Annotated in this window: 13 protein-coding genes and 1 riboswitch; of the genes, 5 read left to right on the top strand and 8 right to left on the bottom strand. The window is 70.2% G+C overall.

What is annotated here, in order from left to right:
* Positions 1-80: 80 nt before the first annotated feature.
* From VGB75_16610 to VGB75_16620, 3 genes are all read right to left on the bottom strand, one after another.
* Complete coding sequence (locus tag VGB75_16610; GenBank protein HEY0168669.1) at positions 81-1,934, bottom strand: ATP-dependent helicase; 1,854 nt, start codon at positions 1,932-1,934, stop codon at positions 81-83.
* Positions 1,924-4,026, bottom strand: coding sequence for an AAA family ATPase (locus VGB75_16615; GenBank protein ID HEY0168670.1), 2,103 nt, complete (start codon positions 4,024-4,026; stop codon positions 1,924-1,926). The genes VGB75_16610 and VGB75_16615 overlap by 11 nt, the downstream gene beginning before the upstream one ends.
* A 425-nt stretch (positions 4,027-4,451) precedes the next feature.
* Positions 4,452-5,423, bottom strand: a complete 972-nt coding sequence (locus VGB75_16620; GenBank protein ID HEY0168671.1) for an aldo/keto reductase — start codon at positions 5,421-5,423, stop codon at positions 4,452-4,454.
* An 86-nt stretch (positions 5,424-5,509) separates the two neighbouring features.
* Between VGB75_16620 and VGB75_16625 the strand changes: the two genes are divergently transcribed.
* A complete protein-coding gene (locus VGB75_16625) occupies positions 5,510-6,721 on the top strand; it encodes a MarP family serine protease (protein HEY0168672.1) in 1,212 nt (403 codons plus the stop codon).
* Between the two features lie 20 nt (positions 6,722-6,741).
* On the opposite strand, the gene VGB75_16630 is transcribed toward VGB75_16625, so the two are convergent.
* Positions 6,742-7,194 carry a hypothetical protein gene (locus VGB75_16630; protein HEY0168673.1) on the bottom strand — a complete coding sequence of 151 codons (453 nt, stop codon included), beginning with the start codon at positions 7,192-7,194 and terminating at the stop codon, positions 6,742-6,744.
* A 65-nt stretch (positions 7,195-7,259) separates the two neighbouring features.
* On the opposite strand from VGB75_16630, the gene VGB75_16635 reads away from it, so the two are divergent.
* Positions 7,260-7,958: a hypothetical protein gene (locus VGB75_16635; protein HEY0168674.1), complete on the top strand. Its 699-nt coding sequence runs from the start codon at positions 7,260-7,262 to the stop codon at positions 7,956-7,958.
* Positions 7,959-8,086: 128 nt separating this feature from the next.
* A riboswitch (cyclic di-AMP (ydaO/yuaA leader) is annotated at positions 8,087-8,238 on the top strand.
* A gap of 39 nt (positions 8,239-8,277) precedes the next feature.
* The gene (locus VGB75_16640) at positions 8,278-8,877 is read left to right on the top strand and encodes a transglycosylase family protein (GenBank protein ID HEY0168675.1); all 600 of its coding nucleotides are present in this window, start codon (positions 8,278-8,280) and stop codon (positions 8,875-8,877) included.
* Between the two features lie 104 nt (positions 8,878-8,981).
* Here the strand turns inward: VGB75_16640 and VGB75_16645 are convergent, their stop codons facing one another.
* The gene (locus VGB75_16645; GenBank protein ID HEY0168676.1) at positions 8,982-11,234 is read right to left on the bottom strand and encodes a DNA/RNA helicase domain-containing protein; all 2,253 of its coding nucleotides are present in this window, start codon (positions 11,232-11,234) and stop codon (positions 8,982-8,984) included.
* 198 nt (positions 11,235-11,432) lie between these two features.
* Positions 11,433-12,329, bottom strand: coding sequence for a DMT family transporter (locus VGB75_16650; protein HEY0168677.1), 897 nt, complete (start codon positions 12,327-12,329; stop codon positions 11,433-11,435).
* Positions 12,330-12,673: 344 nt separating this feature from the next.
* Between VGB75_16650 and VGB75_16655 the strand changes: the two genes are divergently transcribed.
* Both VGB75_16655 and VGB75_16660 read left to right on the top strand, forming a co-directional pair.
* Positions 12,674-13,864, top strand: coding sequence for a glycosyltransferase family 4 protein (locus VGB75_16655; protein HEY0168678.1), 1,191 nt, complete (start codon positions 12,674-12,676; stop codon positions 13,862-13,864).
* Entirely contained in the window at positions 13,861-14,652 is a 792-nt protein-coding gene (locus VGB75_16660) for a PIG-L family deacetylase (protein HEY0168679.1), read from the top strand. Before VGB75_16655 ends, VGB75_16660 begins: the two co-directional genes overlap by 4 nt.
* A gap of 189 nt (positions 14,653-14,841) precedes the next feature.
* On the opposite strand, the gene VGB75_16665 is transcribed toward VGB75_16660, so the two are convergent.
* Both VGB75_16665 and VGB75_16670 read right to left on the bottom strand, forming a co-directional pair.
* Positions 14,842-17,280 carry a lysylphosphatidylglycerol synthase transmembrane domain-containing protein gene (locus VGB75_16665; GenBank protein ID HEY0168680.1) on the bottom strand — a complete coding sequence of 813 codons (2,439 nt, stop codon included), beginning with the start codon at positions 17,278-17,280 and terminating at the stop codon, positions 14,842-14,844.
* 104 nt (positions 17,281-17,384) lie between these two features.
* The gene (locus VGB75_16670) at positions 17,385-19,940 is read right to left on the bottom strand and encodes an EAL domain-containing protein (GenBank protein HEY0168681.1); all 2,556 of its coding nucleotides are present in this window, start codon (positions 19,938-19,940) and stop codon (positions 17,385-17,387) included.
* Positions 19,941-19,942 lie beyond the last annotated feature (2 nt).

Below are 19,942 nucleotides of genomic sequence, written 5' to 3' on the forward strand. Positions count from 1 at the left end.
GCGCAATTCCTTGTCGCGCAAAGGGAACAGAATGGTTCTGCTCGCTTAGCCAACCGCAGGGCCGACGTCGGTTATTGGCGCTAGGGCGCAGGAGCCGAGGGTCCGATTGGGTTGCCGAGCGAAGCCGCGAGTTCGAGTGCGAAGCTTGAGTACCCGCGGCGGATCGTGGCCTTCCTAGTGTCTCGACCAGATGGAGACAGCTGCAGCAGAACACTGCCCCGGCTTCTGGTCAGCGCTACATAGAAATTCCTCCGTTCTTCCTCAAGCTTGTCTCCCCGAAGGCGCGTGGGGGACCAGGGCGTACCACCCCACGGAGGTACGGCGCCCTCGGTCAGCCCCGGTAACACCACTGCCGTGAACGTCCTGCCCTTCGCGTTGTGGTAAGTCGAAAGAACCACCTTCCCTGTGCCTGCGGTGTCCGAGGCGAGGTCGGTTAACAGAAGCTCGTCCGTCGCCGAGGTCAGCGAGTCGATCTCTTTAGATGTGCGCGGGTCACCTATCGCGGCCGCAAGTTCGCGCAGGTCGAGATCGGTTGCCACGCGGCTGGCCCAAGTCTTCACACTTGTCGCCGGTGTTGGTGTGGGGCCCAACAGGGTGCGGTGCAGGGCAGTGACCCGTACCAACCAGGGGTCCGGGCTGCGTGGGCGACCCGCTACCCGTCGGAAGGAGTCGAGCCGGTCTAGAAGGACGCTCACTCCGAACGGAGGTGGGGCGGCGCTATTCGATCCAGGAGTTAGACACGTCGCATATAGCGCCGCGCCTTCGAGCCATCGGCCCAACTCAGTCGATGGTGCCGTGTCAAACCGCACTGCCACGCCGTTGTTCGTTAGGTGCTCTTCGATGAGCGGCCCCAACGGTTGTCGGTACCGAAGAAGCACGGCGATCTCATGCGGTGGCACGCCAGCAGCTAGGAGCGTCGTGACAGCCGTGGCGGCTTCGTGCGCTTGCTCCTCGATGTCGCCATCGACGACCTGGAACTCCAAAGTTCCAGGGTCCTGTCGATGCGGGTCGGGTTGCCAGCCGCGCTCTTTTGCCAAGACGAGTTCGGCTGCTGCGACCACGGCCGAACCGCAGCGGTAGTTCGTGATCAGTCGTTGCACCGTGAAATCGCCCCGCGCGCAGAGTGCGTCCAGATATTCGGGAGCCCCTCCGGCCCATCCGTAGATGCTCTGGTCAACGTCACCTACGGCAGTTATCTCGACGCCGGCGTCGAGCAGGGTTTCAACGAGCCTGTGGAGCCCGGCACCGAGATCCTGGTACTCGTCGATCATGACAGTCGGAAAGCGAGCCTTTACGACGTTGGCGACCTCTGGATGCTCGCGAAGGAGGCGGACCGCAGCCAGGACGATGCCCTCGAAGTCCCAGATCTGCTCACGCTCGCACACGGCCTCATAGCGTTGTACTGCCCGCACATACTCCTGGCACTGGTCGCTGACGTCGTCGCCTGCGGCGAGACGGCGGCGAAGGGAGGTGAATACCGCGCGTAGCGCCCAGTAGTTGGCGCCTTCGTCGTCGGCGCACTCCTGAACAAGATCCTTCTCCTCCTGGTCATTCATCAGTGCGTCGAGTCCTGGCAGTTCGATGTCGAGCAGGTGCGCGTAAGGGAGCACGTGTGCAAGGCAGAATGCGTGCAAGGTCCCCGCAAAGAGTCGGTCGGGTTGGACCACTCCGAGCCGCGCGAGACCTTCCTTGAGCTCAGCTGCCGCCTGATTGGTGTACGTGATCGCAGCGAGTCCACGCAGCGGACTGATCCGCATTGAGAGCAGGTAGCCAGCGCGTGTGACGACCGTCCGAGTCTTGCCGCTTCCCGGACCGGCGACGATGACCAGGTTCCCTTTTGCGACGAGCGCAGCTCGCTGGTGGCGGTCGAGTTCCTCGATGCCTTGAGCAAGCAGCAGGGGGAGGCCTCGATGAACCACACTCTCAGTCGGCATCCACTGGGCCTTCGGCTCCCAGGAGCGGCATCTCCCGTGCTTGCTGGCTGGCCCATTGAAGTGCACGAAGGCATGCGCGAGCTGACCCCGCGTCTGCGAACAACTCCTCGCTGATCCCGTCGGCGTCGGTGTCGGCGTCCAACACACCGGCGGCCTCAAGAAGGTAGAACAGGTTGGCCCGTAGGTCGGTCTTTGCAATGTGACTGGACCAGCGCTGTGCGAACCGGCCCTTACCGACTCCCTCGATGCGGTCTAGGACACGTTTACGCCGGGGTCTGTCACTGGAGCCGCTGCCGGTTGGTTCGGCATCCGCAGCCTCGACGCGCTTCTTGGTTGCGGCAGATAACACCTCGGCCAGGTCGTCCGTCCCGAGGATCGCCGTGACGTCGCGCGCCATGTTGGCGGACTTCTTCTTGCGCGAGAGTTCAGCGAACGCCTCAATCAGCTCGTCACCGAGAAGGGGGAGAAGATCGAGCTCGAGGGTCTGATCGCCCACGTAAACGTTCTCCAGCGCGCAGACGTCCTGAAGCTCGGCCCGGAGCTTGGCGGCATCGGCGTATTTCTCCTCCTCTTCCAGCTCGACCAGTTTGGCGGCGCCATTTCTGATTTGGTTTCGAGCCTGGTCATCAACAAGCAGGGCGGCAGCGCGTTTGAGGCCCTGCTCACCGAGGCTGACCGAGTCGCGCAGCGGGTCTCCATCGGTTAGCACGGCAAAAGGAAGATCGAGCCCGTCCGGACCAAGAAGTCGACAGTACGGCGCGAAGTCAGTGCCGACCACGTTGACGATGACTACGCCGTACTCGTCCAGGTCGAAGCCAGCCGCCTCGGCGATCGCCGGCAGCAGGAATGTTTCGGCGGTGCCTTCGACCAGTAAGACGTAGCGGGCGAACAGTATCTCCGCCCGGCTCACATCGAGATACCGGCTGATGTCCGCGCTCTCGAACTCGTCGAGATCGGCGTTCAACGTTGTGGTAGCGATTGTTTGCGAACCGATCCTCCGGAGTAGAAGCAATGACTCTAGTGGAGCAACTGCGGCAACGTGTGGGCTGTGCGTTGTCAGAAGCATCGCTGGCTCGGTAGCGAGGAGATGGCGGAAGAGGCGCCGCTGGATTGCCACGTGGAGATGTGCCTCCGGCTCTTCGACACCGAGGATTGTCGTAACAAACGCGCTCGCGGCTCGCCGCACGGCTAGCGCTTCCATGAGCATGCCTAGGTAGAGCACGTTGGCTGCGCCGAGGCTCGTATCGGCAACCGTGCGCGTCCGAGCCGCGTCCACGAACAGACGTAGTCCTCGGAGCAAGGAGTCCGGGTCCGTCGAGGCGATGCCGACTGTCGGATCGACTGGGAGCTGCGGGCCGACGAGGTTCTTTAGGCGCACGGCGAGGCGTTTCTGTAGTCCATCGACCTGCGGCTCTTTGGCCAGCTTGTCTGCGACGGCGTCGATGTCCGTTGCGACCGCGCCAAGCTTGACCGGGTCGAGCTTGAGTTCTTCCAAAAGTGTGCGCAAAGGGCTGCGATTCCAGCGGCCCAGGTCGCCCTCGGCATCGCGCAGTGCAGGCAATACCCGCAGGCTGATGTAGCGACGTACCCGACCAGCGTCTGTCGTCGCGATATCGGCGCCCTGGGTGAGGTCGAAGTCGTAGTCCGCCGGGCTGTGAGTTGTGTCGATGTCCGGCCGGTCTTCGATCTCATCGGTGTCGGGGCGTACGTCGAGCCTGGTCCTAGGTGCGAAGCGGTACGTGAGGCGTGCTCGTTTGGGCGTTGAAACGTCTACCAGAGCTCCCGAGAGAATCGAGATCGCTTCTTCGTCTTCGTCGAAGCCGCTCAGTTCAACCTCGATGAGCACCTCGGCTCCGCCTAACAGCCCTGTTCCTGAGGGCCCGACTGCGCCGTCGTGAATGTCCTCTGGGCGGAGTCGCCGCGCGGAGTCCGGTAGCTCGGGGTCAAGCACGAGACGAAGGGCGTGGAGCAAGTTGCTCTTGCCGACACCGTTCTCGCCGACGATCACCGCGGGCGCCGGGAAGGGGTCGATCTCGCAGTTCGCGAAATTCCGGAAATTCCGGATGTGAAGCCGGCTAATGTGAAGCGCCACCAAGTTCCGCCTTTGCTGATTTGGCACCCGAGGGACCGAAGGTATCTGCCAACTGGCCCAATTGTCCCCGAAACGGTTGACCGTGCCTAACAATCGAAATGCCCGCCGGCACCGCTGATGCCGGGGTGCTCGATATCGGCCGTTCGCCACGCGACATGCGGTCTCCGTACAGCTACCGTGCGCCTATGTTCACCTTCGGTGTTGACATTGGGTCGGTGTGACGGACCGGAGGATTCTCGTGGGCGGCTATAGACGACGAGGGCCACCAGCAAAATGCTGGCAAGGACAAATCCTAAAGCGTTGGCCGAGGCTGTTGCCAACCGCTAGCGAATACATGTATCGCCAGCGTCTCATGCCGCATGGTTGGCGGCCGACGGTGTCGGAATCACAACGTTGTGCACCTGTGGGGCTCCAAACCCGAGCACTCAGCGGAAGCCGGCGATCGAGTGCGGCCGATACCCGCTCTCCAGCCGCTCGACCTCATCGTCGCTGAGCGAGACGTCCACCGCGGCGAAGGCGTCCTCCAGGTGCTCCACCCGGGTGGCCCCGACGATCGGCGCGGCCACCACCGGATTGCGCAGCAGCCAGGCCAGCGCGATCTGCGCCCGTGACACCCCGCGCTCGGCGGCCAGCTCGGCGACCCGCTCGACGATCACCCGGTCCTCCTCCAAGTACAGGGACTTGCCGAACTCGTCGATCTGGCTGCGCGCGGTGTCGGCGTCCCAGTCGCGGGTCAGCCGGCCCCGGGCCAGCGGGCTCCACGGGATCACCGCAACGCCCTGATCGGCACACAGCGGCAGCATCTCGCGCTCCTCTTCGCGGTACAGCAGGTTGTAGTGGTTCTGCATGGTGGCGAACCGGGTCCAGCCGTTCCGATCGGCCAGGTGCTGGGCCTTGGCGAACTGCCAGGCGTACATCGACGAGGCGCCCAGGTAGCGCACCTTGCCCGAGCGCACCGCGTCGTGCAGCGCCGACATGGTCTCGGCGATCGGGGTGTTGTCGTCCCACCGGTGGATTTGGTACAGGTCGATGTAGTCCACACCCAGCCGGCGCAGGCTGGCGTCCAGCTCGGACAGGATCGCCTTGCGTGAGAGCCCCGCGCCGTTCGGGCCCGGGCGCATGCGGCCGTGCACCTTGGTGGCCAGCACGATCTCGTCCCGGTCGCCGAACTCGGCCAGCGCCCGGCCCACGATCTCCTCGCTGGTGCCGTCGGAGTAGACGTTGGCGGTGTCGAAGAAGTTGACGCCGGCCTCGATCGCCCGCCGGATCAGCGGCCGGCTGCGCTCGGAGTCCAGGGTCCACTCGTGATTGCCGCGGCCGGGGACGCCGAAGCTCATGCAGCCCAGGCAGATCCGCGAGACGTCCAGGCCGGTCGAGCCGAGCTTGGTGTAATCCATCCCCCGACCCTATGCGCAGCAGGTGACGCGGCGCGGCGAAGCCGTCCTCATTCGCCCCGCACAGCCTGATACGCCACTATCTCCTGATGCATGCAGACCTGCTGGACCTGGCGCTGATCGTGCTGGCGCTGCTGTCGGCGCTGGCCGGCTACCGCCGTGGCCTGATCTGCTCGATCACCTCGTTCGCCGGTTTCGTCGCCGGCGCGGCGATCGGCGTCCAGGCCGCCCCGGCCATCGCCCGGGCGGTGCTCAAGGCGCCCAGTGACGCGGGGACAGCCGATCAGGCGGTCGGTCAACGGTTGATCACGCTGCTCGCGGTGTTCGTGATCGCCATGATCGGCCACTTCCTCGGCCAGGCCATCGGGATGCGGCTGCGCGCCGTGATCCACCGAACCCCGCTCGGACCGGTGGACGGCGCCGGCGGCGCGGTCATCTCGGTGGCCACCCTGCTGGTGTTCGCCTGGCTGCTGGGCCTGGCCCTGGCCTACACCCCCGCGACCTCGCTCACCCGCCAGATCCGCAACAGCACCGTGCTGCAGACCGTCGACCGGGTGATCCCGGGCGAGGGTCAGCAGGTGCTGGCCAGCCTGCTGCGCCAGGTGCAACGCCACGATCTGCCCGCGGTCACCGGCCCCTTCGCGACGCTGCTGGCGCCCTCGGTGGCCCCGCCCGACCCGGCCGTGGTGCCGGCTGCCATCCGGGTGGCCGGGGCCTCGATCGTCAAGATCACCGGCGAGGCGCCGTCCTGCCGCCGGTCCATCGCGGGCACCGGCTTCGTCTTCGCCCAAGACCGGGTGATGACCAACGCCCACGTGCTGGCCGGGGTTGCCAACCCCCGGGTCACCGCTCCCGGCGGGGGCACGCTGACGGCCCGGGTCGTGGTCTATGACCCCAACCGCGACATCGCCGTCCTGCTGGTGCCGGGGCTGAACCGGCAGCCGTTGCGCATCGCCGGCGCGGCGCCCAGCGGCACGGCGGCGGTGGTCGCCGGGTACCCGCAGAACGGCCCGTTCACCGCGTTGCCGGCCCGGGTCGCGGCCCGGACCAAAGTCACCGGCCCGAACATCTACCAGAACCGCACCGTCACCCGGGAGGTCTACACGGTCCGCGGCCAGGTGCGGCCGGGCAACTCCGGCGGCCCGCTGCTGAGCACCACCGGCCAGGTCTATGGGGTGGTCTTCGCCGCCAGCGTCGACCAGTCCCAGGTCGGCTACGTCCTGACCAACGCCGAGGTGGCGCCGGACCTGCGGGCCGGACGCACCGCCACCGCGACAGTCAGCACCCAGGGTTGCGACTGACCGCTAGCTGTGACTGACCGCTAGCCGCGAGCCCGGCTGGCGTAGCGCACCACGGCCGCGGTGCAGGCGTCCTCGATCAGCGCGCCGGGCAGGTCCTTGCCGAACCGCCGGCTGGCCGCCTGCCGCCAGGACACCCCGAGCAGGCTCCCGGCCCCGGCCCCGGCCAGGCCGAGCGAGGCGGCCAGCGCGGTCCGGCCGCGGCTGCCGCCCTCACGGTGGGTCAGGACCGCTCCGGCCAGGGCCCCGAAGGCCAGCCGTGGCACCAGGCCCTCGGGCCGCAACCGGCTCGGCGCCTGGGGCAGCTTGTCACCGAGCAGCTCACCGGCGGCCGCGACGCGGGCCAGCCGACGGGCCCAGGGGCTGCCCAGCGGGCCCGCGGAGGAGTTGCCGGTGAGGGTCAGGGCGGCCAGGCCGGAGGTGCTGCGGCTGCCGGTGGCCAGGCCGAGCAGGGCTGCGCGAGTGAGTGCGGACATCTCTGCACCCTATGCGTCCGGCCTGCCTGCGGCGCGTGGCGGCTCCGATGCCCTATCAATGACCGGTGGCCATCGAGCGCAAGCACCAGGTGCACCCTGGCGAGCCCCGCTTGCCGGCCGCGCTGGCGGTCCTGGTCGCCATCGCGCTCTACAGCCTGCTGCCCAACAAGCTGCTGATCGTGCCGAGATTCGCGGTCCCGGCGCTGGAGCTGCTGCTGTTCATCCCGCTGGTCGCCGCCAACCCGCGCCGGATGACCCGCGGCAACCGCGAGCTGCGCCGGCTGGCGATCGCGCTGATGCTGCTGATCGCGTTCAGCAACGGCGTCGCCCTGGTGCTGCTGATCCGCCAGCTGGTCGGCGGCGAGGGCGAGCACGAGGCAGCCACCCTGCTGCTGGCGGCCGGTCAGGTGTGGCTGACCAATGTCCTGGTGTTCGCGCTGGCCTACTGGGAACTCGACCGGGGCGGCCCGGTCAGCCGGACCCAGGTCGCGCGGCCTCGGTTGCCGATCGCCGACTTCCGGTTTCCGCAGGACGAGGACCACGACGCCGTGCCCGAAGTCGCCAAGCGGTCCTCGGGCAAGTCTGGCTGGGCGCCCGGATTCGTCGACTACCTCTACATCTCGGTGACCAACTCCTCGGCGTTCAGCCCCACCGACACGATGCCGCTCTCACCGCGCGCCAAGACGCTGATGGCCTTGGAGTCGGTGTCGGCGTTGGTGCTGTCGGTGCTGGTGATTTCTTACGGCGTCGGCCAGTTGAAGTAAGGCGAAACTGGCACTAGTCCACAGGGCTGGCTCAGCGCCGCCGACGCTGGCCCGCTCGTCGGTTACTGTGGCCAGGCACCTCGGCAATGGCAGGTGTGGCGTAACCGGTCCGTTCAACCCTGTCTGCCGGTCGCCTCGGGATGAGCCTTCAAGACAGGGGCGGGGAACCCACAACGCGACGCCCTGGGCGTCTTGGGGTAAAGCCGGGCTTATCACCCGGCCGGACACCGATCGTCCGAATCCGACAGCTAACCCCGCAGACGGTGGATCGGGAGGATCCATGTCCGCAACCAGGAAATACGTCGGCTGCCATCGAGCGGTGACCACGACCGCCCCACGTGCCCGCCTGGCACTGGCCGGCTCGCTCACCACAGCCGCGATGATCTCGCTGACCGCCCTCAGCCCCAGCGCCGAAGCAGCGCCGGCCCACAACTGGGACGGTGTGGCGCAGTGTGAGTCCAGCGGGAACTGGTCGATCAACACCGGCAACGGCTACTACGGCGGCCTGCAGTTCAGCTACAGCACCTGGCTGGCCTTCGGCGGCGGCGCGTACGCGCGGCGGGCCGACCTGGCAACCAAGGCACAGCAGATCGTCATCGCCGAGCGGACCCTGATCGGCCAGGGAGTCGGCGCCTGGCCGACGTGCGGCAGGTACCTGCGCGCCAACACCGCCCCGGTCCTCAACCGGACCAAGCCGGCTGCCAAGCCGGCCGCCAGGCCTGCGGCCAAGCCTGCCGTCAAGCCCGTCGCCAAGCCGGTGGCGCGTTCGACGCGCGTCTACACGGTCCGCTCCGGCGACACCATGTACAAGATCGCCGTCGCCCACCGCATCGCCGGTGGCTGGCAGGCGCTGGCCCGGATGAACCCCCAGGTCAAGAACCCGAACCTGATCTACGTGGGTCAGCGGCTGGGCGTCTGAGCCGACTCGCCACGCACATGACCGCGCCGCGGTGGCCCGAGCTGGGGCACCGCGGCGCGGGCTCGCTCAAGGCCGGGTCGCCGTGGCCCGCCTGAAGCCCTGAGTCAGCGTCCCGGGTCTGCCTCGGGAGCTGCCAGCTCAGCCAGCGCGGCCGGCAGCGGCCGGCTGTGCAGGATCCGCAGCCGCTGGGTGGAGCGGGTCATCGCCACGTACAGGTCGCTGGGCCCCCGGCTGGACCCGGACAGGATCGCGGCCGGCTCGACCAGCACCACCACGTCGAACTCCAGACCCTTGGACTGAGCCGGTGACAGCACCGCCAGCCGCTCATCGGCCCACGGCTGCTCGCTGAGCGCCTCGGCCAGCTCCGGCTGCGTTCGCGCGGCGGTGATCACGGCCAGCCGGCCCTCACCCAGGGCGGCGCGCTCGGCCTCGACAGCCCGGACCACCGCCTGCCCCAGCTCACCGCGGACGGGCTCGGCGGTGGGCGGCCAGTCGCCCTCGCGGGCCGAGGTCATCGCCGTCGCGGCGACTCCGGACTCGGCCAGCGCCGCGGTGGCCACAGCCATGATGCGGCCCGGGGTGCGGTAGTTGACGGTGAGCTCGGTCAGTCGCCACCGGCCCTCGACATAGGGGTCCAGCATCTGGCCCCAGGACCTCGCGCCCGCCGGTGAGCCGGTCTGGGCGGTGTCGCCGACCACCGTCATCGACCGGGACGGGCACCGGCGCATCAGCAGCCGCCACTGCATCGCCGAGAGCTCCTGCGCCTCGTCGACCACCACATGCCCGAAGGCCCAGCTGCGGTCGCTGGCCGCCTCATCCACCAGCACCCGCCGGGCCGCCGTCGCCTCGTAGCGCTCGGCCAGGGCGTCGGCGGTCGTCATCTGGGGCGCGTCGGGCTCCATCTCGGCGATCATGTCCAGCACCCGGCCGGCGTACTCGACCTCGTGGGCGCGTTCGGCCGCCGCCGCTCCGGCCGCCTCGTCGGCATGGGCCTCGTCGGCGCCCAGCAACTCCGCGGCCTCGTCGAGCAACGCGACGTCGGCCGGAGTCCAGGGCGCGGACCGGGGCCGGTACAGCGCTCGGCGTTCAGCGCCTGAGAACCGCGGCGCGAGCTCGGCGAGGGCGTCGGGGTCGGCGTAGAGGTCGCGCAGCAGCCGCTCGGGGGTCAGCGGCATCCAGCACAGGTTGACCTCGCGCCGGACGTCGGCGGACTCGCGCAGCGCGTTGACCAGCTCCGCCCTGGTGTCGGCGTCCAGATCGGTCTTGAGCTCCTTGGCCAGCCGTCCGGCCAGGCGCTCCAGCAGGTCGCCGACGAACCGGACCCGGGCCACGTTGTGCGGCTTGCGCGACTGCTGCGCCCGGCTGCGGGCCTGCTCCACGTCGCGCGGGTACAGGGTGACGGCGCTGCCTTCGACCTCGAGCCGCCGCGGGCCGGCCGGCACCCGTTGCCGCGCCTTCACCGCCGCGGCCAGTAGCCGGGTCATCCGCAGGTCGCCCTTGATGCGCGCCGCATCGGGGCTGTCGACGCCCTGGGCGTCGATCCCGGGGAACAGCTGGCCGGCGGTGGCCAGCACGACGCCGGTCTCGCCGAGGCTGGGCAGCACCTGCTCGATGTAGCTGAGGAACCGGGCGTTCGGCCCGACCACCAGCACTCCGCTGCGGGCCAGCCGGTCGCGATGGGCGTAGAGCAGGTAGGCCGCCCGGTGCAGTGCCACCACGGTCTTGCCGGTGCCCGGACCGCCCTGCACCACCAGCACGCCGGCCAGCGGGGCCCGGATGATCTCGTCCTGCTCGGCCTGGATGGTCGCCACGATGTCGCGCATCCGGCCGGTCCGGTTGGCGTTGAGCGCCAGCATCAGCGCGCCGTCGGCCGACAGCGTCGCGGTGCTGGCGTGTGAGGCGGTGAACCGGTCGAGGTCGAGCACCTCGTCGGAGATGCCGGTGACCTTGCGCCCGGTGGTGCTCAGGTGCCGCCGGCTGACCACGCCGTCCGGCGCGGCGGGGGTGGCCCGGTAGAACGGTTGCGCGGCCGGCGCCCGCCAGTCCAGCAGCAGCCGGACGCCGTCGACGTCGGTCAGCCCGATCCGGCCCACATAGCGGTCGGCGCCGTCGGCCATCTTCAGCCGGCCGATGCACAAGCGCTGCTCGACCGCTGCCAGCCGCTGCTGGTTCTGGGCGTTGAGCGCCAGGAAGGCGTCACGTTCGACCCGGGCGGCCGGGGTGCCCGCCGTGCCGGAACTGCGCAGCTGGGCCAGCGTGCGGGCCGTCTCGATCCGCAGCTCGTCCAGGCGGGCGTAGCGGATGTCGAGGTCGGCCTGTTCGGCGCGCAGCAGCTCAGCCATCGCCGCGTCGGTCACTCAGGCTCCCTGTGCTATGCCGAGTAAGAAGTGCTCGCCCGGGTACGAGTCGCACTCCGGGGATTGCCACAGGTGTGCCCCCGCCTGCCCTGCCGCCCATCGATCTTGCCCTACCGGCCGCGGGGCTGGGTCAGCGGGACGCCTCACCCGGTCAGCGGGACGCCTGACCCGGTCACCTGTCAGCCGAACCCGCGTGCGCTAGCCGCCGGGCACTCGCTGCCGCGCCGGCTGGTCGGTGTCGACCTTGCCGAGCTGGATGACCGAGGCGCCCAGCAGCGCCAGCAGGGTGATGAGGCCAAGGCCCGACCACGGACCGCGGTGGATGTGCTCGTCATAGACCAGCACCCCCACCACGATGCTCAGCAGCGGATCGACGGTGGCGATCGCCGGCAGGCTGGCTGTCAGCGGGCCGGCCTGAAAGGCCAGCTGGCTCAGGAACAGCCCGATCGCCCCGACCACCACCACGGTGTAGAGCTGCCAGCTGGTCACGGCCGCCCACGGCCCCTGCGCCACGTGCTCGCTCAGGCTCTTGAGCAGGGCGGCGGTCGCGGCGTAGACGACGCCGACGGCCACCCCGATCAACGCGGCGGCGCCGGCGGCCGGGCGACGGCGTTGTGCCAGCACCAGGCAGGCCAGCGCCAACCCCACCCCGGCCGCCGCGGCCACCGCGGCCGGCAGCCGGTCAGGGCCGTCGCCGCCGGCGCCGGGATCAGTCCCGACCAGGGACAGGAAGGCGACCAGGCATCCGGTCAGCACCAGCGCCCACCGGATCTCCGCGCCGCTGACCGGGCGGCCCTGCCTGCGGCGCAGCAGCAGCGAGAACAGCAGCCCGCTGATCAGCAGCGGCTGCACCACCGCCAGCGCGCCCCGGTGCAGGGCCAGCACCTGCAGGCTCAGGCCGACGGCGTCGGCCAGCACCCCGGCCAGCCACAACCGGTGGCTGAGGGTGGCCGCCACGAACCGGGCCACCGCGCCGACCCGCAGCAGGCTGACCTGGGGCGCCTGGGCCGCGCTGGAGTGCTTGAGGTTGGTGGAGATGGCGAAGGCGAGCGCGGAACCAAGGCTCAGGACGACGACGTGCCAGTGCACGGACATCCACAGCTCCGTTTCCGCCTGTGCCAGACGACTCAGGGCGCCCCCGTCCCTTCCCGGCCTGCGAAGGGTAACCGAGCCCCGGATGAGGCTTGGCGGTCGGCTGCGGCGAGCCGAAAGCCGCGCCGAGCCCCAGCGAGCCCCAGCGAGCCCTGGCGAGCCCCGGCGAGCCGCGTGGAGCCGGCCGGCAGGAGTTCTCGCGCGCCGTGGCGCTACGGCGAGGGCGTCCTCGGTACGATCCGAAAGATGTCATCAGCCTCTTGTCCCGACCCGCCCCCAGCCGCCCGGCGACCTGCCGGCGGTCGGCGACCCGGTTCGGACAGCCGGCAGGCCGGTGGCCCCGGCGGATGAGGATCGCGCACGTCACCGACTGCTACCTCCCCCGGCTGGGGGGCATCGAACGTCAGGTGCAGGGGCTGGCCACTGCCCAACTGGCGGCCGGTCACCAGGTCACGGTGATCACCTCGGTGCCGGCGAACGCCTCGCTGCCTGCCCCGGCAGAGCCGGGCGAGCTGACGGTGCTCAGGCCGGCCGAGTCCAGCGGGCGTCCCGGCTCGATTCGCTACCTGAGCAGCCTGCGTGGCCGGCAGGCGGTGCGGCGCGGCGGGTATGACCTCGTGCACGTGCACGCCTCGACCTTCTCGCCGCTGGCCTACCTGGCCGCCGGCGCCGCCAGCAGGTCCGGCATGGCGACCGTGGCGACGTTGCACTCGCTGTGGTCCTACGCCACGCCGATCTTCCGGGGCGCCGACGCCGCGCTGGACTGGCGCGCCTGGCCGATCACCTGGACGGCGGTGAGCACCGCGGCGGCCGACTCGCTGTCGCAGGTGCTACGACCGGGTGTGGAGATCTCGGTGCTGGCCAACGGCGTGTCTCCCGAACGCTGGCGGCTGCCCCCTCGGCCCAGGGACCCGGAACGGGTGGTGATCGTCAGCGTGATGCGGCTGGCGGCCCGCAAGCGCCCGATGCAGTTGCTCAAGGTCCTGCGCGCGGTCCGTGCCCAGGTGCCGGCCGGCATCAGCGTCCAGGCCCAGATCATCGGCGCCGGCCCGCAGCGGGACGCCATGCTCGCCTACTTGCGGCGGCACCGGATGACCGGCTGGGTCGAGCTGACCGGCCAACTGGATCAGCCGGCGATCCGCGACCGGTTCGCCGACGCCGACCTCTACGTCTCCCCGGCCACCCTGGAGTCCTTCGGCATCGCCGCCCTGGAGGCGCGCTGCGCGGGCCTGCCGGTGCTGGCCTTCGCCGGAACCGGGGTGTCGGACTTCATCGAGCACGGGCACAACGGACTGCTGGTGCGCAGCGACGACCAGCTGGCGACCGCGCTGGCGAGGCTGGCCTGCTCGCCGGCTGAACGGGCCAGGCTGTCGGGCCCCACGCCGCCCGGCGCCGGGGGCGGCAGCGAGTCCGGCTACACCTGGGACCAGGTGCTGCAGACCTGCGAGCAGGTGTACCGGCGGGCTTGTGAACAGGCCAGCCGCCCGATGCCGCCCGCTCTGGTCCCTGGGTCGCTGCCCGCGCTGCCTTCCCCATGAGCTTCTGCCTGGTGTCCTTCCACGCCCATCCCGACGACGAGGCGCTGCTGACAGCGGGCGTCCTGGCACGGGCCGCGGCCGAGGGGCACCGGGTCGTCCTGGTGGTCGCCACCCGAGGTGAGGCCGGGCTCAGCGCCGGCCTGCCGGGCAGCGGCCTCGGCGACCGCCGCGCCGACGAGCTGGACCGTTCGGCCGCCGCGCTCGGCTGCGCCAAGGTGATCCGGCTGGACTACCCGGATTCGGGGATGCGCAACGAGCACCACGGCTTCGCCTCACTGCCGGTGGACGAGCCGGCCGAGCGGCTGGCCGCGATCCTGCGGGCCGAGCAGGCCGACGCCCTGACGGTGTATGACCGCAACGGCGGCTACGGCCACCCCGACCACGTGCAGGTGCACCGGGTCGGGCATCGAGCCGCCGACCTGGCCGGCACCCGGCTGGTGCTGGAGGCCACCGTGGACCGGACCGCGCTGATCCGGGCGCTGTCGCTGGTGCGCTGGACCAGGCTGCTGCCGGCAGACTTCGCCCCGCACCGGCTGCGGCACAGCTACAGCGACCGGGCCTCGATCACGCACCGCATCGATGTCCGCGCCTACGCCGATCACAAGCGCCGGTCGATGGCCGCCCACGCCAGCCAGGCCGGCGGTGGCGCCGGCACCCGGACGTTGGCGTTCTTCCTGAGGCTGCCGCGCCCGCTCTACCGCCGGGTTTTCGGGGCTGAGTGGTTCATCGAGGCCGGACGGGCGCCGTCTCGCCCGCCGCTGACGGACCTGTTCGCCAGCCTGCGCTAGCACTTCTCACGCGGGTTCGGCGCCGGGTCTTGACAGCGAGCCAATGTTACGTAGAGTGACCATACGAAAGCCGCTAAACCTTCGTGTCTCCCCCGTGGCATGAATGGCGTAGCGGCTTTCGCCTTGCCTGAACGGCGTGCGCCTTTGCCTGAACGGCGTGCGCCTTCGCCTGAACGGCGTGCGCGCCGGCTAGAGGGCCTCCCGGCGCAGCAGCCAGCGCATGGCCAGCCAGCCGGCCGGCACCGGCAGCCAGAAGGTGGCCAGCCGGTACAGCAGGACGGCGCTGATGGCCGCGGCGCTGGGCATGCCGGCCGCCGCCAGCCCGGTTGACAGCGCGATCTCGACCGCGCCCAGGCCGCCGGGCGTGGGAGCGACCGACCCGATGGCGGCGCCGGCCAGGTACACCACCGCCACCTGCGCCAGCGGAACCTCGCCGTCGAATGCCAGCACCGAGAACCACAGCGCCGCGATGTAGCTGCCGTTGAGCAGCAGCGCCCCCAGCACTCCCTGGGTCAGCTTGGCCGGGCTGGTCAGCAGGTGCAGCAGCCTGGGCAACGCCTCGTGCAACGGCGGCAGCAGCCGGGCCAGCAGCCAGCGCCGCGCGGCCGGCACCGCCAACGTGACCGAGACCAGCACGCCCAGGGCGCCCAGGATGCCGAAGGCCCAGCCCGGGATGGGCACCTCGTGCTGGCTCGAGACCCCGGTGGCAGCGGCGAAGGCGATCAGCAGCACCACGTGCGAGGCGCCGTTGACCACCTGGGCCATCCCGACGCTGGTCGCCGCCCCGGCCGTCCGGAGCCCGGCTTTGCGCAGGTAGCGTAGGTTGACGGCCAGGCCGCCCACCGCGGGCGGGGTCACGAAGCCGGCGAACGAGGCAGCCAGCTGCGCCAGCACGGTCCGGGCGAAGGAGAGCTTCTCCCCCACGTAGCCGGTCAGGGACAGGGCCGCGGCCAGGTAGCTGGCCGCGGAGGCGGCCAGCACCAACGGCAGCCACTCCCAGCGGGCGCTGGCCAGCACCGTGACCAGGTCCACCGAGCCGAGCTGGCCGACGATCAGGTAACCGGCGACGATGACGGCCACCACCGAGATGATGGTGCGCGGGCGGACCCGTTCCACCCGGACCGGCTCCGGCGGAAGCTGGTGGGTCTGGCCCTCGATCTCCTCCCGGAGCGCCTCCATGAGATCGGGGTCCTCCCGGATCGCCTCGCGGGTCTGCCGGCTCAGCGCGATCGGCTGCAGCACCGCGACGGTGGCCGCCAGCTCGTCGTCGGTGAGCACCCCGCGGGCGCTGCGCACCGCACGCTGCACGCCCACCAGCGCGACGGTGCTGATCAGCAGCTCCGCGCGATCGAGGTTGATCCGCAGGTCGGTGGCGAAGGCGGTGCCGTCCTGCGGGATGGGCAGCAACACCGACCCGCCCGGCTCCACCAGCAGGTTGGCCGCGCGCAGCCCCGGATGGGTGATCCGGCTCCGGTGCAGCTTCAGCACGCTGGCCCACAGCTCGTCGAGCTGTTGGTCGGTCGGTTCCCGCAGGGGGCTGCCGGCCACGCGCTCGTAGACCAGGACGATCGCGTCCGCGCCGCAGCGCACCCCGGCCAGCAGCCTGGGCGTCGCGACGCCGGTAGCCGCCGTCGCCATCGCCATCAGCGACCGGTGCTCAGCCAGCCGCTCCAACGACAGCGCCGGGGACGAGGCGATCTCAGCGCGGATCCGGAGCAGCCGGTAGGCGTTGTAGACCGCTCCCGAGGCGACCAGGTCCCGGTCCAGCACGTGCACCTTCAACTGCCGGCCCCCGGAGTCGACGCCGAGATAGCTGCGGTGCTCCTGGCCGGCCGGCCGGATCCGCTCCAGGCGGCGCAGCAGAATGCCCCGGCCCGCCAGCGCGGCGGCGACCTGGCGGGCGTCTGGCCGCTTGTTCACGCTGCCGGCGAGGTAGCGCACCGCTATGCCGACGGTCGCTCCGACCACCATGCTGAGCAGCAGCGACAGCAGTGACGCTCTGGTGGAGGTGAGGACCGACACCACGTACAGGGCGGTGACGCTGATCAGCAGGGACCGCCAGCGCGGGTCGTGGGCCACCCCGACGACCGCGACGAAGGCCAGCAGCGCGGCCAGGTAGGTGTCCAACGGCCGGACCGGGTCACCGAGGCCCGGCCGGATCAGCGCCGACTGCAGCGCCTGGGAGGCGAAGGCCTCGATCAGCCGGTCCAACACCCGGACCACCGCGATCGCGATCATCCCGGTGAGCAGCGCCTCGATCAGCCGACGGGTCTGCGAGCGCACGATCTCACGCACCATGAAGGCCAGCGTCAGAGCCAACGCGGCGAAGGCTGCCAGCGTCCGCAGGGCCGGCGTCAGCACCGGAGGCAGGTTGGCCAGCAGCCTGACCAGATCGTCGTTGACGCCACGGCCGGTGTCACTGGCGATCAGCCCCAGGCCGGTCAGCAGCAGCCCGGCCAGCAGCAGGACGGTGAGCCGGACCAGGTCAAGGGGCCGGCGCACCCGGACCGGGTTGACATCGATGACTTCCAGGCCCGGCGGCGGTTGGCCGGTCCCGGTGAAGACGGCAGCCGATCCGGTCCGAGCCGCCGTCCACGCCTGAGACAGCTTGGGGCGCTGAGGCTTCACTGGCGAACACCGTGGCGGTCCGGTCGGTGGCTGCTGCTAGGACAAGCGCGAGGGTATTACAGGCCCCTCGCGCCCCGTCGAGCCCGAGCTCACCCCGCGGCGCCTCAGCTGCCGACGCTGAGCAGTCGCAGCCGCGGAGCGCTCTCGGTCGTGCGGCCCAGCCAGTTCCGCAGGTCCGCACCGGCCATCGGCCGGCTGATGTAGTAGCCCTGCGCGACCTGGCAGCCCAATCCGCGCAGCTCGTCCAGGGTCGCCAGGTCCTCCACGCCCTCGGCCACGATACGCAGGTTCAGGTCCGCGCCCAGGCCGATGATCGTCTTGATCAGCGCGCGGGTGCTGGCCCGGTTGTCCCCGGACAGGCCCTGGACGAAGGACCGGTCGATCTTGACCTCGCCCACCGGCAGCCGTTGCAGGTAGGACAGGCTGGAGTAGCCGGTGCCGAAGTCGTCCAGGCTCAGCGTCACGCCCAGATCGCGCAGCTGGTGCAGAACCGGCAAGGTCTGCGCCGGGTCGCCCATCACGCTGCTCTCGGTGATCTCCAGGATCACCCGGTCGGCGGGCAGTCCGATCCGGGCGATGGCCTTGGCCACCCGGTCGGGCAGCTGCGGGTCGCTGATGTTGCGTGCGGAGAGGTTGACCGCGACGCTGATCGGGTAGCCGTCGGCCGTCCAGGTGCGGCAGGCGGTCAGTCCGGCTTCCAACACCAGCGGGGTGAGCCCCTCGATCAGGCCGGTGGACTCGGCCAGCGGGATGAAACGGTCCGGACCGAGCACGCCCAGGGTGGGGTGCGCCCATCGCACGAGGGCCTCCACGCCGGTCACCATGCCGGTCTGCAGGTCGATCTTGGGCTGGTAGTGCAGCAGCATCTGCTCGGGGTGGTCGCTGAGCGCCATCCGCAGGTCGGCGACCAGGGCCAGCCGCTCGATCCGGCCACGGTCCATCTCGGGCCCGTACACCGCGACCCGGCGGTCGTTTGCCTTCGCCTCGTACATCGCGGTGTCGGCCTGGCGCAGCAGGTCCGGCTGGGCCGACAGGCCGTTGGTGACGGCGACTCCGATGCTGCTCTCCGGAGTCAGCATCGCCTCCTCGAACCGCACCGGCTGGGCCAGCGTGTCGGCCACCAGCTCGGCCAGCCCGGCGGCGTCCTCGCCTCCCGGCAGCAGCACCGCGAACTCGTCGCCACCCAGCCGTGCCACCGTGGCACTGGTCGGCAGGCAGCCGCGCAGCCGGTCGGCGACCACCTTCAGCAGCCGGTCCCCCACGTCGTGGCCCAGGATGTCGTTGACCTCCTTGAACCGGTCGAGGTCCAGCAGCAGCACAGCCGCGTCGCCGGCGCCGCCGGCCAGCACCTGGTTGATCTGCTCGCTGAGGTGGGCTCGGTTGGACAGCCCGGTGAGTGAGTCATGGGTGGCGTCATAGCCCAGCTTCTCGACCAGCCGGGTGCTGCGGATGGCCACCGCGAGATGGCCGGTGAGGGTCTGCAGCAGGGTCAGGTCGTCCTCGACGAAGGTGGCGGTCTCGCCGAGGCGGTCCGTCACGGTCAGGGTCCCGGCGGATCCGCTGGACAGCGGCAGCGCCACCACGACGGCGTCTCGCACCCCGCGGTCGAGCAGCCAGCGTCGCAGGCCGCGGTCCTTGGTGGTCCGGGCAGCCAGGGTCGGCTCCTCCTGGACGAGGGCGCGCACCGAGATCCAGTCGGAGTAGTCGATGGTGCGCCGGCTGACCACCAGGACCTCGTCCTCGCCGATGGTCAGGGTCAGCGCCGCTGTCGGCTCAGCGTCGGGATGGGGGGCGCTGAGGTTCGTCAGCTGGCCGTCGACGATCATCACCTCGACGGTGGCGGCTCGCAGCAGCTGCCGGATTCGCGACAGCAGCTGGCCGGCGAGGACCTCGAGAGACTCCGCGCCTACGCCGTCAGAGACGAACTCGTGGATCAGGGTCAGCGCCTGGTGCCGCCTGCGGGTCGAGGCGTGGCCACGGTAGGCCGCGGCCCCGACGGCGATCACCAGCACCACCAGCCCTCCGCCGAGCGCGCCGTTGTCCAACAGCAACAGCACGATCACCGCGAAGGCGCTGGCCACCGCGCTGAGGGCAGCGGCCGATACCAGCACGTCGGCGATCTCCCGACCGCTGAGCGGGCCGTTGTGCAGTCTGATCAGGCTCAACACCAGCAGGCTCATCAGCTGGTCGACACCGGCGACGACGACCATCACGACGAAGACGGTCCACAGATCCACCTCGTGCCGGTGCTGCAGCCACAGATGGATGATGGTGGCGTCCAGGGCCGCCTCGCACGCGTAGGCGGCGCCGTTGTACAGGATCTTGTCAAAGTTGATCCGTTGCAGCACGAACGCGATCAGAGCCGCGGACAGCCGCGCGATCACGAAGGTCTGCGGGGACACCAGAAGCACGCCGAGCACCAGTGGGACGCCGGCCAGGGTCAGCGAATGGGCCTGCCGACGGAACTCGACGTTCATCAGGAACTGCTCGGAGAGCAGGAACAACGCGGCCAACGCGGGAGCCAGCACCGGAGCGGGCAGGTTCAGCACCAGGATCGGCTCGGAATCTGCGTTCCAGGTCAGTCCCACAGCCACCAGGGCCAGGATGCCGCTGAGGATCAGCGTGCACCGGGCGGCGGCGCCTCTGGGCGAGCGGCTCATGC

It is taken from the genome of Jatrophihabitans sp., from assembly GCA_036399055.1.
Lineage (GTDB): Bacteria > Actinomycetota > Actinomycetes > Mycobacteriales > Jatrophihabitantaceae > Jatrophihabitans_A.